This is a genomic window from Histidinibacterium aquaticum, assembly GCF_008710275.1.
Classification (GTDB): domain Bacteria; phylum Pseudomonadota; class Alphaproteobacteria; order Rhodobacterales; family Rhodobacteraceae; genus Oceanicola; species Oceanicola aquaticus.
Genome location: NZ_VYQE01000009.1, coordinates 1 through 14,764 on the forward strand (window position 1 = coordinate 1; position 14,764 = coordinate 14,764).

Annotated in this window: 11 protein-coding genes and 1 pseudogene; 7 read left to right on the forward strand and 5 right to left on the reverse strand. The window is 66.2% G+C overall.

The window, feature by feature from the left end; all coding sequences use genetic code 11:
• The 3 genes and pseudogenes from F3S47_RS18910 to F3S47_RS18925 all read left to right on the forward strand — a co-directional run.
• Window positions 1–111 (forward strand): annotated as a pseudogene (locus F3S47_RS18910) (IS5/IS1182 family transposase); the annotation flags it as partial.
• A gap of 362 nt (window positions 112–473) precedes the next feature.
• A complete protein-coding gene (locus F3S47_RS18915; RefSeq protein ID WP_150446882.1) occupies window positions 474–1,475 on the forward strand; it encodes a ribose-phosphate diphosphokinase in 1,002 nt (333 codons plus the stop codon).
• Between the two features lie 658 nt (window positions 1,476–2,133).
• Window positions 2,134–3,036 carry a helix-hairpin-helix domain-containing protein gene (locus F3S47_RS18925; RefSeq protein ID WP_150446884.1) on the forward strand — a complete coding sequence of 301 codons (903 nt, stop codon included), beginning with the start codon at window positions 2,134–2,136 and terminating at the stop codon, window positions 3,034–3,036.
• A gap of 31 nt (window positions 3,037–3,067) precedes the next feature.
• Here F3S47_RS18925 and lon read toward each other — a convergent pair whose 3' ends face one another.
• The 4 genes from lon to F3S47_RS18945 form a co-directional block, all read right to left on the reverse strand.
• A complete protein-coding gene (gene lon, locus F3S47_RS18930) occupies window positions 3,068–5,440 on the reverse strand; it encodes an endopeptidase La (RefSeq protein ID WP_150446885.1) in 2,373 nt (790 codons plus the stop codon).
• Window positions 5,437–5,853: an Hsp20/alpha crystallin family protein gene (locus tag F3S47_RS18935; protein WP_150446886.1), complete on the reverse strand. Its 417-nt coding sequence runs from the start codon at window positions 5,851–5,853 to the stop codon at window positions 5,437–5,439. Before F3S47_RS18935 ends, lon begins: the two co-directional genes overlap by 4 nt.
• Entirely contained in the window at window positions 5,850–7,349 is a 1,500-nt protein-coding gene (locus F3S47_RS18940) for a trypsin-like peptidase domain-containing protein (protein ID WP_191090254.1), read from the reverse strand. Before F3S47_RS18940 ends, F3S47_RS18935 begins: the two co-directional genes overlap by 4 nt.
• A 598-nt stretch (window positions 7,350–7,947) precedes the next feature.
• On the reverse strand, window positions 7,948–8,427 hold the full coding sequence (locus F3S47_RS18945; protein WP_191090255.1) for an SRPBCC family protein: 480 nt from the start codon (window positions 8,425–8,427) through the stop codon (window positions 7,948–7,950).
• A 333-nt stretch (window positions 8,428–8,760) separates the two neighbouring features.
• Between F3S47_RS18945 and F3S47_RS18950 the strand changes: the two genes are divergently transcribed.
• The 4 genes from F3S47_RS18950 to F3S47_RS18965 all read left to right on the forward strand — a co-directional run bounded on the left by F3S47_RS18950 (window position 8,761) and on the right by F3S47_RS18965 (window position 11,847).
• Window positions 8,761–9,459, forward strand: a complete 699-nt coding sequence (locus F3S47_RS18950) for a DUF1003 domain-containing protein (protein WP_223877887.1) — start codon at window positions 8,761–8,763, stop codon at window positions 9,457–9,459.
• A gap of 151 nt (window positions 9,460–9,610) precedes the next feature.
• Window positions 9,611–9,895 carry a VIT1/CCC1 transporter family protein gene (locus tag F3S47_RS18955; RefSeq protein ID WP_150446889.1) on the forward strand — a complete coding sequence of 95 codons (285 nt, stop codon included), beginning with the start codon at window positions 9,611–9,613 and terminating at the stop codon, window positions 9,893–9,895.
• Window positions 9,896–10,052: 157 nt separating this feature from the next.
• Entirely contained in the window at window positions 10,053–10,331 is a 279-nt protein-coding gene (locus tag F3S47_RS19760; RefSeq protein ID WP_223877890.1) for a cytochrome c3 family protein, read from the forward strand.
• Window positions 10,332–10,374: 43 nt separating this feature from the next.
• Window positions 10,375–11,847, forward strand: coding sequence for an FAD-dependent oxidoreductase (locus tag F3S47_RS18965; RefSeq protein WP_150446891.1), 1,473 nt, complete (start codon window positions 10,375–10,377; stop codon window positions 11,845–11,847).
• Between the two features lie 64 nt (window positions 11,848–11,911).
• On the opposite strand, the gene F3S47_RS18970 is transcribed toward F3S47_RS18965, so the two are convergent.
• Window positions 11,912–14,611: a cation-transporting P-type ATPase gene (locus F3S47_RS18970; protein ID WP_150446892.1), complete on the reverse strand. Its 2,700-nt coding sequence runs from the start codon at window positions 14,609–14,611 to the stop codon at window positions 11,912–11,914.
• Window positions 14,612–14,764: the final 153 nt, after the last annotated feature.

Here is a 14,764-nt window from a genome sequence, read left to right on the forward strand (position 1 = left end):
ATGTTCGGCAGGCTCAAAGACTGGCGGCGGGTGGCGACGCGCTATGATCGCTGCCCCAAGGTCTTCCTCTCCGCCATCGCCCTAGCAGCACTCGTCATCTACTGGTTATGAATCCTGAACCTAAGACGCAGTTCGGCCCGGCAACGCCGTTCACGCGCGGATAGCGAGCGGTAGTCAGTCTCCCCCAGGGCGACGTTTTTGATCAACTTGAATGCCCGATCGGGGGTCAAGAAGACGATGGCACCATGCGTTTCGATTGTCTCGATCTTCGTAGAGGGGGGATAACCGAGGGTCGACGGACGGGACAGTGCGAGGCTCTTCTCCAAGAGCGTCGGAGCGCGAATTTGTTGGTCGATCTTCATCGATGCTACTTCGCCGGTGGGGTGAACCGCCGAGTCATGCTGACCCTTCGCAGCCATGCCTCATTGATGCCGGTCAATGCCGTGCAGCGATCACCGGCGGAGCGTCGGTGTATGCTGTTCTTCGTCCTCAACGGTTCGGGCCTGCTCGGAAGCCGCATCGCAGCGGCCGGCGATTTCGACTGCGCGCCACACGAAGAGCGTGAATTTGCAGGTGGCGAGCACAAGGCACGACCGCTCGTCAGCGTCCGAGACAGGGAAGTCGTTGTGTTTCACGAGCTTCACGCTGAAGAGGATGCCTCTGTTAATGACCGCCTGGTTCGTCTGCTGTTTTTCGTTTCGACCTGCAAGCAGAACGGGGCACGCCGCGTCACCGCGCTCGCACCCTATCTTCCGTACTCCCGCAAGGACCGGCAGACCAAGTCCCGTGACCCTGTCACCACCAGATACGTTGCAGCGCTATTTGAGGCGGCTGGGGCCGATGCCGTCGTAACGCTCGACGTGCATACGAAGACCGCATTTCAGAACGCGTACCGGATTGCCGCAATAGACCTTACCACGGTCGAGCTTTTTGCGGCCGACATCGCCGGACAAAGCGACAGTACGGAGATCGCTGTTGTTTCGCCGGATGGGGGCGGGATCAAGCGGGCCGAGTTGGTGCGCAAGGCCGTCGAAAGGCGAGCCAATCGTCCGGTCGGTTTCGGCCTGATGGAAAAACGGCGTAGCGGAGGTGTCGTCTCGGGCTCGCTATTTGCCGGTGATGTTCAGGGACGGGTTGTTTACATCGTCGACGACATGATCTGCGGCGGACAGACAATCCACAGGGCGACGGATGCGATACGAGCTCGCGGAGCGCGCCAGGTTCATGCGATTGCCGCCCACGGTCTGCTGGCAACTGGTGCAGCAGAGGTGCTCAATGGATGCGGGCTAGATAGTGTGACGCTGACCGATAGTGTCGCGCCGCTGCCTGCTGCCGAGGCAGACGCGCTCGGTAGTAGGCTGAGGGTACTGACTGTGGCCCCGCTCATCGCGGGGACCTTGCGTGCCCTCGATGCCGGCACGGCGCTTTCGGACCTGCCGCCAGAGGTCTTTGTTCCCCGCCTCGTCCGTCCCTGATGGCGCACGAAAATCGTCTTTTGGATCAGCTCAGCTAGGGTCCCTTGCTCCGGTGCGATCACGGCGCTCATGCCTCGAAAGCTTTTCGCCCGGCTCTGTCAGAAGCACGGCTTGAGCGGGGCCGGGGACCGGCCTAGTCTTCCCAATGACTCGGCGAGCCCGTTCCACTACTTCCGGACCAGGCCCGAGATCATCCGTCTCTCGGTGATGCTCTACGTCCGGTTCGCACCGGGTAAATCCTGCTTACTTTCTCGCGAGCTTCACAGGGCCCCTTCGTTCTTTGCGCCGCCGCAGGCGCGCGCCTCATTGGCGCGACGCGGATCATCTCGGTCGAGACGCCGCCCGAGCGACAGGAGATGTCGCGGCGTCTCGCCGCAGATGAGGTGGTCGGTTTCGCCAAGGCCAATCCGATGGGCGAGATCATGCGCCTGACCGGTGATCGCGGTGCCGATGTGGCGCGCTGGAAACGTCCGTCGATCTGTCCTCCTTGGCGTATCCGGACCGTCTCAGGTGCGTCATACGGCGCTCATTGACCGCCGTCATTGCCGCGCGACCGTGCCAGTGGCAGGCCGGCTTGCGCCGCCTTGGCAGGAACGCCGGAGAGCGGCGCGACACCTGGGCCGGGGCTTGATGGCTTGCGTCCCTTGGGAGGGCCACCATGGCCGACAGTCCCGCTCAAACGGTCGGAGACGTGCCCGAAGAGAACAGGAAGATCGCGGCGCGCCTTCGTGAATACGCCGAACTGCTCGAGCAGCAGGGCGAGGACGGCTTTCGTGTCCGCGCCCACCGCAGCGCGGCGGCCTACCTCGATCGGTTGCAAGAGCCGCTCAGCGACCTGCTCGAGCGCGGTGGAACGGAGGCGCTGATCGGGCTGCCCGGGATTGGGCGCGCCATCGCCGCGGACATCGTGGAGATGCTGACGAGCGGCCGCTGGCGGCAACTCGATCGGTTGAAGGGGGAGGTCACCCCCGAGGCCCTTTTCCGAACCATTCCGGGGATTGGCGCGACGCTCGCCCATCGCATCGCGGGCGCGGGTGACATCGAGACACTCGAGGAATTGGAGATGGCGCTCAGGCTGGGTGACGCGCGGATCTCCGGCATCGGACCGCGGCGAAGACAGGCGATCCTTGCCAGCCTGTCCGAGTGCCTGTCCCGCTTCCAGCGCGCGCCCCTGCAAGGACAGCCGCGCGAGGAGCCTCCGGTCAGTCTGCTGCTCGACGCCGACGCGCTCTACCGCCGCAAGGCCGAGGCCGGGGAGCTGACCCGTATCGCTCCAAAGCGCTTCAATCCCGAGGGGCAGGCCTGGCTTCCGATCATGCATGCGCGTCGCGGCGACTGGCACTTGACGGTCTTGTTCTCGAATACCGCGCGGGCACACGAGTTGAACCGGACCCTGGACTGGGTCGTGATCTACTTCCACCGCGACGGCGAGCCCGAGGCGCGCCGCACCATTGTCACCGAGCGGCGTGGACCGCTGAGGGGGCGGCGCGTCGTGCGGGGCAGGGAGAGTGAATGCGAGGCCCATTACGCCGCACCGCCGGAAGCGCTGCGGGCCCAATAGTGCGCTGACGGTCGTCAAAGGTATCCCAGCGCTACGGCGCGTCTGATTTTTCGGCTTCCGGCTCCAGCGCTTCGCGCAGCGCCGCGTCGGTCGTTTCCAGCCACACGAAGTCCAGGCGGTTGCGGGCCGTTTGCGGGATCTCGTCGTAGTCGCGGCGGTTGCGGGCGGGCAGTAGCACCCGATGCAGCCCGGCGCCCGCCGCTGCGATCACCTTTTCCTTGATGCCGCCCACCGGAAGAACCAACCCTCGCAGAGAGATCTCCCCGGTCATCGCCGTGTCGCTCCGGACGCGGCGGTCGAGCAGCAGTGAGGCGAGCGCCACGAAGATTGCGACGCCGGCACTCGGGCCGTCCTTGGGCGTGGCGCCGGCGGGCACGTGAATATGAATGTCCGTGGTCTCGAACAGTCCCGGGTCGAGGCCGAGACCAGCCGCGCGGGACTTGAGCAGCGAGAGGGCGGCCTCGGCGCTTTCGCGCATGACCGCGCCGAGCTGCCCGGTCAGGGTCAGCCGCCCCTTTCCCGGAGCCCGGCTGGCCTCGACGAAGAGGATCTCGCCGCCGACCGGCGTCCAGGCGAGACCCGTCGCCACGCCCGGCATGCCGGTCCGCATCGCCACCTCGTTGTCGAACTTGGCCGGGCCGAGGATCCCGTCGAGATGGTCGAGGTCGATGGCCACGGGCGGCGTGGCGCCCTCGGCGATCTTTACGGCCGCGTGCCGCAGCACAGCGCCGATCTCGCGCTCGAGGCTGCGGACGCCGGCTTCGCGCGTGTAGCGCTCAATGATCCGGGCAATCGCCGCGTCGGAGAGGCTCACCTGGCCCTCGCTGATGCCGTTCGTCCTGACCTGCCTCGGGACGAGATAGCGACTCGCGATCTCCAGCTTCTCTTCGGCCGTGTAGCCGGGCAGGGCGATCACCTCCATCCGATCGCGGAGCGGGCCGGGGATGGTGTCGAGCTGGTTCGCGGTCGTGAGGAACACCACCTTCGACAGGTCGAACTCGGTGCCGAGGTAATTGTCGTGGAAGGTGGCGTTCTGCTCAGGGTCCAGCACTTCGAGGAGCGCGGCCGAGGGGTCGCCCTGGAAGCCGCGGCCGAGCTTGTCGATCTCGTCCAGCATCATCACGCAGTTCCGCGCCCCGGCTCGCTTGATGGCCTGGATCACGTTGCCGGGCAGGGCGCCGATGTAGGTCCGGCGGTGCCCGCGGATCTCGGCTTCGTCATGCAGGCCGCCGAGGCTCACCCGCACGAATGATCGCCCCATTGCCCGGGCGATCGACTGCCCGAGCGAGGTCTTGCCGGTGCCGGGCGGACCCACGAAGCAAAGGATCGGTGCCTGGCCCTCGGGCGACAGCTTGCGGACGGCAAGGAACTCCACGATGCGGGCCTTGATCTTCTCAAGCCCGAAATGGTCGGCATCGAGGATCGCCCGCGCGGCCGTGAGGTCGATCGGCGACGTCTCGGGTAGCTTCCAGGGCAGCTCGATCATCCAGTCGAGCCAGGTCCGGAGCATGGCGGCCTCGCCCGCCGCCTCGGGCATTCGCTCGTAGCGCGCGAGCTCCTTTCGGACCTCGCGCTCGACGGCCTCCGGCATGCCCGCCTTCGCGACGGCTTCCGAGAGTTCCAGGACCTCGGCGGACCGGTCGTCCTCCTCGCCGAGTTGGCGCTGGATCGCGGCCATTTGCTCGCGCAGCACCGCTTCGCGCTGGCGGTCGTCGAGCGCGGCGCGGGTTTGCCGTCCGATCTCGCGGGTGACCTTGAGAACCTCGATGCGATGGGCGAGCACGCGCGAGACGCGGTCCATCCGCGTTGCCAGGTCCAGCGTTTCGAGGATTTCCTGCCGCTCGTTCGCCGGCAGGTCCGAATAGGCCGCCGCCATGTCGGTGAGGCGGGCCGCATCATCCGCGGAACTGACGGATTCGATCAGCCCCTGTGGCGCGTTGGGCAGGAGTTCCAGCAGTTCGAGGGCCCGCTCGCGCAACAGCATCAGCCGGCCCTCGATTTCGGGCGTGGAGAGGTCTCTCTCTGGGACCGTCTGGATCCGGGCAACCGGGAAGGGCGTGCCTCGGAGGATCTCCAGGATACGGAAGCGCTCGACGCCCTGGAGGATGAGGTGATGGCCACCTTCCGACATCGCCATGTATCGCAGGATTTCGGCGCTGCACCCGATGCGGTAGAGGCCGTCGGGGCCCGGATCATCGTCGGCAGGATCGCGCTGGAGCACGATGCCGAGTTGCCTTTCCTCGCGAACGGCCTGCTGGACGGCAGCGATGGATTGCGCCCGGCCGATCGCAAGAGGGAACACGATCCCGGGAAAGGCCACGAGGTCGCGGACCGGCAACAGGATCAGGCCGTCCGACGGAATGGGCACCGGCGCGGTGGCCCCGATATCTGGCTCGGACTTCATGCGTCACCTCCCGTCGCAATCGGCTCCAGCCGCAACATTAGGCAGCCGTCGCGGGTGGTGGAGCGGATCCGGTAGTTGCCGGGTGGCAGCGGGATGCGCCTCTCGAGACGACCGCGCGGCAGCTCCATTCGATGAATTCGTGCCCGCCGGAACTCGGGCGGCAGGCGGCGCTGGCCGGCGAGAACCAGCTCCGCATGTTCGATGCGGACCTCGACCATGTCCGGGTCGACCCCGGGGAGGACGGCCCAGACGTAGAGCACTCCGTCCGCCTCCGCGATGTCGATCGGGGGTTCCCAGACCGCCCCGTGGCGACCCGGCGAGAGCGGGTAGGCTTGCCGGACCATCCGCTCTGCCTCTTCCATGGCCGCGAGCGCCCTCAGGAACATGTCGTTCGCCGCGTCGCGCCGTTTCATTCCGAACGCAGCGGCACAGCCACGAACATCCGCGATCCGTCGCGCAGGATCCCGAGGAGGACGCTTTCCCGGTCGTCGCTCAGCTCGGCGATGCGCGCGGTGAGATCGGCCATGTCCGAGATCGTGTCCCGGCCCACGCCAACGATTACGTCGCCTTGCCGGAGCCCGGTGCGCTCCGCTGTGTTCCCGACCTCGGTCACGACGACCCCGGTCTGAACATTTGAAAAGCCCGGTTCCGCCGCGTCGACGGGCGCGATGTTCCGGACGGTGACACCCAGTTCCTCGACGAGCACTCCGTCTTCAACAGCCGGCGGAACGGTGCCGGGCACCCCGGCCAAGGTTACTGGCACGTCCATCGGCTCACCGGCGCGGATGATCGCGATCTGACCCGCATGCCCGGGCGCAAGCGCGGCAACCCGCTCGGACAGGGCTTCGGGATCCGCGATGGAATTGCCGTCGAGCGCCACGATGACGTCACCCGCCAGAAGTCCCGCCTGCTCGGCCGGCGAACCCGTCGCCACGTCCGAGATGAGTGCGCCCTCAGTACTCTCAAGCCCGAGCGCGCTTGCGATCCCATCTGAGACGGGCTGGACCGCCACTCCGAGCCACCCGCGCATGACCTGCCCGGCCGACTCGAGTTCCGAAATGAGCTCCTGCGCCCGGTCGGCGGCAAGGGCATAGGCCGCGCCATCGTCGGGGCCCGCGCCGACGAGGATGCCGATAACCCGGCCATCCATTCCAACGACCGGCCCTCCGGGGCCTTCGGGGCCGAGGGGCAGTGCAATGCGCAGGAATTCGCCCGAGAGTCCGTCGCTTTCCTCTTCTCCAACAGCGGAGACGATGCCGTGGGTCACGACCGTTCCGACCCCGTCTGGAGCGGCGAAAGCCAGTATTATATCGCCTGCCTCGACGATGCCCGACTCCGCCCAGTCGAGCGCCGGGAGCGGCCCGCCCGCGTCGATCCGCAGGAGGGCCAAGTCCGTCTGGGCGTCTTGTCCCACGACTTGGGCATCGAAGCTGCGTCCGTCCGGAAGCGTCACCTGCGTCGTGCCGGGCGCGCCGAGCAGGCTCGCGCTCGTGGCGATCAGGCCGTCGGGGTCGACAACGAAGCCTGCGCCCTCCATCGCGACGCCGAAGCGGGCCAGATCGGCCATGTCCTCCATACCAAGGATGTCTGGCATCTCGAATGGCGGTTGGGGTCCGTCGGTGCCGCCGAAGCGCCGCATCAGCTCATCCATTACCTCGGAGTCGTCGCCTGGCCGCAGGCGTTGATGCATGCCCCCTGCGGGCTCGGTCGCGACCCTAACGACGGATGGGGTGACCGCCGCTACGATTGGCGCGAAGCTGGTAACCGGGGCGGTGAGGAGGCTATCTTCGACGGTGCGCTCCTGTGCGGTCGCAGGACCCACCGTGACCATCGCCATGGCCGCGATGGCGGCAATCCCCGCTCGCATGGCCAGCCGCTTCTTCCCGACGTTCTTGCATCTGTAGGACATCTCGGACCTCCTGCTATGCATGCAGATTGCGGTTCGGTGGGCGCCTATTCGCCATCCCGCGCTCGCGGAGGACTCCAGCGCCGGTCCGCCTCGGCGGCAATGACGGCCGTCAACGCGTGTCGGGGTCGCGCGCGCAAAGTGGGCGCGGCCGGGGCGAAGGACGCCCGCGCCCATCCGGAGACCTTGCAGCCTTCGCTGCCAAAGGCATCGGCCTCAACGGGGATGACCTGCGAACGCTCATTCGCGGCACCGACATTCTCGCCGACGCGGCCTCGATCACGCTGGGCAGATGGGGCAGCATTGGTGTCGTGGAGTGGCCCTATGAGGTTTCGGCGTTCGAATGAGGCGCGACTTAGGACGTCGTGTCGTTCGCGAGACCGATCGAACTGGTGGACCCGTCGCCAATCTCGTGCGGGAGGCGGCCGAGCACACGGTGAGAGGCTTCGGGGACGGCGCGAGCTCCGCTATGGCACACAATCAATGGCGGGCAGCGCAGGCCGGTTTGGAGGCCCGAACTGATCCATTCTGATTGGCCCTAATGCTCCGGCCGACCTTTGCCGTCTCTTGGCAGGCTCGCGCCGGCACCGCGGACCTCGGATCATGCGCTCAACTGGGAAGCCTCAAACCGTCCTCCACGAGCTGTCTCGCACGCAGCTTTCAACGCGGCGAGGCCCTGGTGGAGCGAGCGCTGGATAATGCTTTTCGTCCATCTCGGTGAGACGGTCGCGAGCGGACCCGAAAAAGACTCTTCAGTCTTGACGCTGGTCATAGCCCCAAGGTCTGCGAGCCAGTAAACGTGCCGCGCTTTGATCAGGGGAGCTCGGCCGCTCCATCCCAGCACGTAGGGAGGATCAAATCGTTGAATCGTTGACTGGATACGGAGTCCTCCGGTGCTCCAGGTGAACTCGGCGCCGTATTTTGCCGGCCCGTCAATGCGAACCCGCGAGATCGCCTTGTTCCAGAATGGCCAACCGGAAATATCGGTCAGCCGATTCCAGACCTCGTCGATTGGAGCACGAATGAGAACGGTCGCGCTCGCCGAGGCGGGAGCCTTTCTGTCGATGTCAAAAGTGTTCATGATGAATCCTCGCAAGATGTCGTCCACGGCCACCGGGCCACGAGTGGGCATCTGCTCGGAGTCGACGAAAGCCCTGGACGGAGGAGAATCTCGACCTCGCCGACCTTCCATTCAATGACCGCGATCAGTGAACGTGACCATGAGCCATTCCCCGCGCATGCAGTATCAAGACTTCGGAGGACGGGGACCGGTCCGACTACGTCCGCCTGAGCCTGCCCTTGATTGCGCAGCGGCAATACGGATCAGTATCGGTGTGATGTCGGCGATCGGGGCCAGTCGATTTCACGTTGCGACTGGCCTCACGGCTCGCCCAAAAAATAAGGAGGCACCTCGGTGGCGGAAGGCCCTGCATCTGCGGAGACGTCGGATAACCTCGAACGATGCGCGGTCTGCGGCTCGGAGAGAAATCAACTCGTTGCGCTTTCCTCGGTCAGGCCTTCCATATCCGCTCTCATCCGGGAAATGCATCCAGAGCTTCCGACGGACGCTCGCATCTGCCGAGCCGACCTGGCCCGGTTCCGCAGGCTCTATCTCGAAAACCTCCTGAAAGACGAACGCGGCCGTCTGAGCGACCTGGACCGGGAAGTCCTGGAGAGCCTCGAGACCGGCCAACCTCTCTCCGCCGGGACCCGGCCGAGCCCTCCCGTCACCTTCGGAGAGGCCATGGCCGACAGGATCGCGAACTTCGGCGGCTCCTGGACCTTTCTCCTGGGCTTCCTGGCGACCGTCTTCACGTGGATGGTCGTCAATGTCGTAGGCGTGCTCGGCGGTGGTTTTGACCCCTATCCCTTCATTCTTCTCAATCTGGTCTTGTCGTGTCTGGCCGCCATCCAGGCGCCGGTGATCATGATGAGCCAGCGCCGGCAGGAAGCCAAAGACAGGCAGCGATCAGAGAGCGACTACCAGGTAAACCTAAAGGCTGAATTGGAGATCCGCGCTCTTCATGAGAAACTGGATCACCAATGGGATCAGCTCGTGCGGATCCAGCAGGCTCAGATCGAGCTGATGGAAGATGCGTTAGAGCAGCGATGAACGCCTGGACGCCTGTCTCGGCGTCTGACCGGCGGTTGCGGGACGGGAGGAAGATGGAACTGTCAGGGTCCTTGGTCCATCTTCCTCCTTCGCTGTAAGCCCATTGCCCCCTACCTGAGACCAGACAGCCAAGTGCCAGACGAAGCGCTCCATGAGCTGCCTCATCCGTCGCGACGTCCACACCGTCCATCCCATCGGCTGGCTGCGCGCGGCAGTCCTCGGAGTCAATGACGGGCTCGTCTCCACCGCGAGCCCGGTGGCGGGGATGGGTGCCTCGGGTGCCGCGAAGCCAGAGGCATTGCTTGCTGGTCTCGCGGACCCGGTCGGCAGCTCGATGTCCCCGCGACCGAGAATACGTCTCCGTCGGCATCGGTGCGCGCGTGATCAAGGCGGGGCGGGTCGCCGGACGCGCGCCGCGAAGCGTCACCGGCTTTAGACCCAAATCGAGCGCCCGATTGTCCGCCGTCAACGCACGTCGAGGCGTTCGGCGGAGAATGACTACCGGTCGACTCAGGGGTGTGACGATGCGGCAAATACTGTCCCGAACCCTGCTGGCATTGCTACCCGCGACTGCCACGCCGGCGTTCGCCCAGATGCTTCACGGGGTTCACGAGGGGTTGGGTATTCCCTGTGCGGCTTGCCACACAGAAGAGCCGCCCTCGGACCCGACGCCGACCGCGACCTGCGTCGCCTGTCACGGCACGATGATAGGCCCGCTCGCGGGAGAAGACCTCCGTTGGCCAGACCCCCATCGGTCGCCGCATCTCGGCCCAGCGGAGGTGCCGGTTTGCAGCGAGTGCCACAGCGTGCACGGGAGATCGGAGGATACCTGTTCCGTGTGCCACCGCAGTTTTGGGTTCGAAATGGAATGACCGGGCGATCACCCTTCGCCTGTGCGCTATCGAGGAGGATAGTATGACTATGTCAAGCAAGCCCGGCCTTACCCGCCGGAGTGTCCTGGGAAGTGTCGGAGCCGGCGTGGGCGCCTTCGGGTTGGCTGGCGCTTCAGTGGTCGAAGCGAGCCTCTTGCCGGAGCCCGAGCGGATGGAGAGCTTCGACGTCGTCGTGGTCGGCTCGGGCATGGCGGGCTGCGCGGCTGCGCTACAGGCGTCGGAGTCGGGCGCCCGCGTTGTGCTCCTGGAGAAGCTCGACGAGAACCGCATGGGCGGCAACTCGCTTCTGGCGGGAGGCAGCTACTCCGTTCCGCTCGGGACATCCCAGGCGGCGCGGGACGACTATGTCGCCGACTATGTGAGCTACTGTCTCGGGCGCGGCAACGAGACGATCTTTCGTCTGATGGCCGAGCACATCCATGGTGACCTCGATTGGCTGGGCAGCCGCGGGGTCGAACTTCTGGCGGCCGAGGAACGGCCGCCCAACAGGGTCGCGACGGTCCAGACCGCGCCGGCCGCCTTCGCGGGGATGCCGCGTGCCTTCCGCACGCTCAAGGGCGTCCTGTCGGAGGCGGGCGTGGCCCTCATGTTCGAGACCAAGGCCCGGCAACTGATCATGGACGAGAGCGGAGCCGTCGTCGGCGTGCGAGCCTTGGGTGCAGACGGCGTGGCAGACTACCTTGGGCGGGCGGTCGTTATCGCGACCGGGGGCTATGCCGCCAACAGCCAGATCCTGGAGGGCTATTCCGATCCGAATGCCGGGGCGATGATGGTCCGTGGCGTCAAGAGCGCCACGGGCGACGGGCATGTCATGGCACAAGCGGCCGGAGCGGGCCTGAAGGGCATGGGAGGGCTGATGGCGCTCCACGTCGCAGCTGTCGACGGGATCGAGACTGCGGCCGGCCAACCGGCGCGGGTCGTCCCCTACGCAATCAGCATCAATCAGGACGGCAGGCGTTTCGTGGATGAATCCCGGGGCTACGTGGCCCACGGTAAGGCGGTTCTGGAACAGCCCGGGCAGGCCACCTCGCTGATCTTCGACCAGGCTCTGCGCGAGAGCGTGGCGGAAGGCGTCATCGGCACGTTCGAGCGGCTCGGCCGGCCATTCCATCAGGCCAACACGCTGGAGGACCTGGCCGAGCTGGTGGGGGCACCCGTGGACGAGTTCGTACGGACCGTCGAGAACTTCAATGCCGCTGTCGAGGATGGCGCCGCGCCGGGGGCAAACCCGCCCAAAGCAAAGCTCGCCAACCGGATCGAAACGCCGCCCTTCTACGCCTTCAGCCCGCTTGTCCCGGGCGTCACGTTGACCTTCGGGGCGGTGATGATCGACGCGGATGCCCGGGTACTCGAGCCTGACGGCAGGGTCGTCCCCGGCCTCTATGCCGCGGGAGAGGGAGCCGGCCCGGTCTTCTTCCATGACTACATCGGTGGCGGAGCGCTCACCAACTGCCTGGTCATGGGACGGATCGCCGGGCGCAACGCGTCCGCCTGAGCACCGCCGCTGCCCGGCATTGTTCGGGCAGCCTGCAAGAACGGGACGAAAAGGGCCATGCCCCTCACCCCCGCCGAAACGCAAGGCGCATCTGTTTCTCGATCTCGATCAGGGCGAAGAAGACCGTACCGATTCCGACCACGAGCAGGCCGTCGCGCAGTGGCACGCTCTGCGTTCCGAAGATGGCCTGGAGGGGCGGCAAGTAGGTGACAGCGAATTGGGCGACAGTGACCGCGACCACGCAGGCCCAGATGACGCGCGTTCCCCGGACCGCAGCCCAGGTCAGTGACGTGCCATAGATGTTGCGGATGAAGAAGAGGTAGAAGATCTGCAACACCACAAGCGTGTTCATGGCCAGCGTCTGAGCCAGCGCTACCGCATAGCCCTTGTCGAGCGCGTAGGAGAACACGCCAAAGACCGCCGCAAGGACGAGCGCCGCCACCAGGCCGATCTGCCAGACGAGCGCACCGGTGAGCAGGGGCTCGTCCCGGGGGCGGGGCGGGCGCCGCATCGTGCCGGGTTCCGAGGGTTCGAAGGCGAGCGCGAGGCCCAGAGTGATACCGGTGATCAGGTTCACCCACAGGATCTGGACCGGGGTTATCGGCAGCGCCATGCCGGCGAAGAGCGCCACGACAATCGTCGTCGCCTCGCCCGCGTTGGTCGGCAGGGTCCAACTGATCACCTTCTTGATGTTGTCGTAGACAGTGCGCCCCTCGCGCACCGCCGCCGCGATGGAGGCGAAGTTGTCGTCGGCCAGCACGACCTCGGCCGCCTCCTTTGCCGCCTCACTGCCCTTCAGGCCCATTGCGATGCCGGTATCGGCCCGCTTGAGCGCCGGGGCATCGTTCACGCCGTCTCCGGTCATTGCCACGGTGAGGCCGCGTGACTGGAGGGCAGTGACAAGCCGCAGCTTGTGGGCCGGAGAGGTGCGCGCGAAGATGTCGGTCTCCACCGCCGCATCCGCGAGGCCGGGGTCCTCCATGCCGTCGAGGTCCGCGCCGGTCAAAACCCGGTCGTGGTTCTTCAGACCGATCATGCCGGCGATCGCACGCGCTGTGGCAGCGTGGTCACCGGTGATCATCTTCACGCGGATACCGGCTTCGTGGCATTCCGCCACGGCCTCGATGGCCTCCTTTCGCGGTGGATCGAGCAGGCCGATCAGGCCGATCATCGTGAGCTGTCCGGCGAGGTCGGCAGTCCCGAGCGTGGATTGCTCTCCCGCCAGGGACCGCGAGGCCACGGCGATGACCCGCTCGCCACTGGCCGCGAGGCTTTCGACCATGTGGTGCCAGTGATCGGGGTCGAGCATCTCCGAACCGCCATGGGCGGCGCGTTGGTTCCCGCAGAGCGCCAGCACCGCTTCGGGCGCACCCTTGACGTGGATGCAGGCCTGGCCCTCCTCGTCGTGGTGCAGGACCGCCATGTAGCGATGTGCGGCGTCGAAGGGGATGGCGTCGGCGCGGGTCCATTGGCTAAAGGGCTCGGCGCCCTCACCGGTGATCTTGCCGGCGAGGGCCATCAGCGCACCTTCCATTGGGTCGCCCTCGACATGCCAGCCGGCTTCGTGAGCATGCAGCATCGCGTCGTTGCAGAGCCCCGCGGCGCGGGCGAATTCCATCAGCACGGTATGTTCGTCGGGATCGGCATCTGCCTCACGCCAGCGCACGGCGCCTTCCGGAGAGTAGCCGTTGCCACCGACGGAATAGAGGTGCTCGGCGGCGGCCAGCGACGCGGCCATCATCTCGTTCCGGGTCAGGGTGCCGGTCTTGTCGGAACAAATCACTGAGACCGAGCCCAGCGTCTCGATCGCCGGCAGGCGGCGGACGATGGCGTTCCGCCGCGCCATGGCCTGCACACCCACGGCCAGCGTGATGGTCAGGACCGCCGGCAGGCCCTCCGGAATCGCCGCGACCGAGAGGCCGACGACTGCCATGAAGAGCTCCCCGAAGGGCAGGTCGCCGACGAAGTAGCCGTAGGCCAGCAATGCGCCTGCGACGATCAGGATGAAAACGGTGAGCCAGCGGGCGAACCTGTCCATCTCGGCGACGAGTGGCGTTGTCAATGTCTCGACGCTCGAGAGCATTCCGCTGACGCGGCCGATCTCTGTCTCGGGGCCGGTGGCGGTCACAACCCCGCGCCCGGCCCCGGCCGCGACGAGCGTGCCAGAGAACAGCATGGACGTCTGATCCCCCAGCGAGGCATCTGGAGCGACTGGCGTTGCGCCCTTGTCCACGGGAACGGACTCGCCCGTCAGGATCGCCTCCTCGATCCTCAGCCCACGCGCCTCGATCACGCGCAGATCGGCGGGCACGCGGTCGCCGGCCTCCACCAGTACCAGATCGCCAGGGACGAGATCGGTTGCCTCCACGCCGATACGTCTGCCGTTGCGCAAGACGGCCGCCCGCGGCGCGAGCATGCCCTGGATGGCATCCATCGCCTTCTCGGCGCGACCTTCCTGAATATAGCCGATCGCCGCGTTGCCAATCACGACCGCGAGGATCACGCCGGTATCGACCCAATGCTGCAACAGCGCAGTCACGGCAGCCGCGGCGATCAAGACGTAGATCAGCACGTTGTGGAAGTGCGCAACGAAGCGGAGGATGGGGCTGCGCCTCGGCGGCTCCGGCAGGCGGTTCGGCCCGCTCTCGGCAAGGCGGCGGGCGGCCTCGGCCGAGGTCAGTCCGTCAAGCGGTGCAGAGAGGGCCTCCATGACTGTTTCGACTGGCCGGTCATGAAACGCCCGCGATGTATGGGTCCCCGTCATTCCTGTCACTCTTGGCATGGCACGTATAGTACAGGCCCGGTCTGTGGTCTCTCGACTTCGGTTAGCGGCGTTCGCCCTCAGCGACGATAACTGTGCTGTCGGGCAAATGGTAAGAGGGTCCACTCAGCGCTGTGGTCGAACCCGTGATCCAAG

Coding starts and splice junctions, on each gene's coding strand:
- F3S47_RS18915 (WP_150446882.1), top strand. CDS start 474: ATGCTGTTCTTCGTCCTCAACGGTTCGGGCCTGCTCGGAAGCCGCATC.
- F3S47_RS18925 (WP_150446884.1), top strand. CDS start 2,134: ATGGCCGACAGTCCCGCTCAAACGGTCGGAGACGTGCCCGAAGAGAAC.
- lon (WP_150446885.1), bottom strand. CDS start 5,440: ATGAAGTCCGAGCCAGATATCGGGGCCACCGCGCCGGTGCCCATTCCG.
- F3S47_RS18935 (WP_150446886.1), bottom strand. CDS start 5,853: ATGAAACGGCGCGACGCGGCGAACGACATGTTCCTGAGGGCGCTCGCG.
- F3S47_RS18940 (WP_191090254.1), bottom strand. CDS start 7,349: ATGTCCTACAGATGCAAGAACGTCGGGAAGAAGCGGCTGGCCATGCGA.
- F3S47_RS18945 (WP_191090255.1), bottom strand. CDS start 8,427: ATGAACACTTTTGACATCGACAGAAAGGCTCCCGCCTCGGCGAGCGCG.
- F3S47_RS18955 (WP_150446889.1), top strand. CDS start 9,611: ATGAGCTGCCTCATCCGTCGCGACGTCCACACCGTCCATCCCATCGGC.
- F3S47_RS19760 (WP_223877890.1), top strand. CDS start 10,053: ATGCTTCACGGGGTTCACGAGGGGTTGGGTATTCCCTGTGCGGCTTGC.
- F3S47_RS18965 (WP_150446891.1), top strand. CDS start 10,375: ATGACTATGTCAAGCAAGCCCGGCCTTACCCGCCGGAGTGTCCTGGGA.
- F3S47_RS18970 (WP_150446892.1), bottom strand. CDS start 14,611: ATGACGGGGACCCATACATCGCGGGCGTTTCATGACCGGCCAGTCGAA.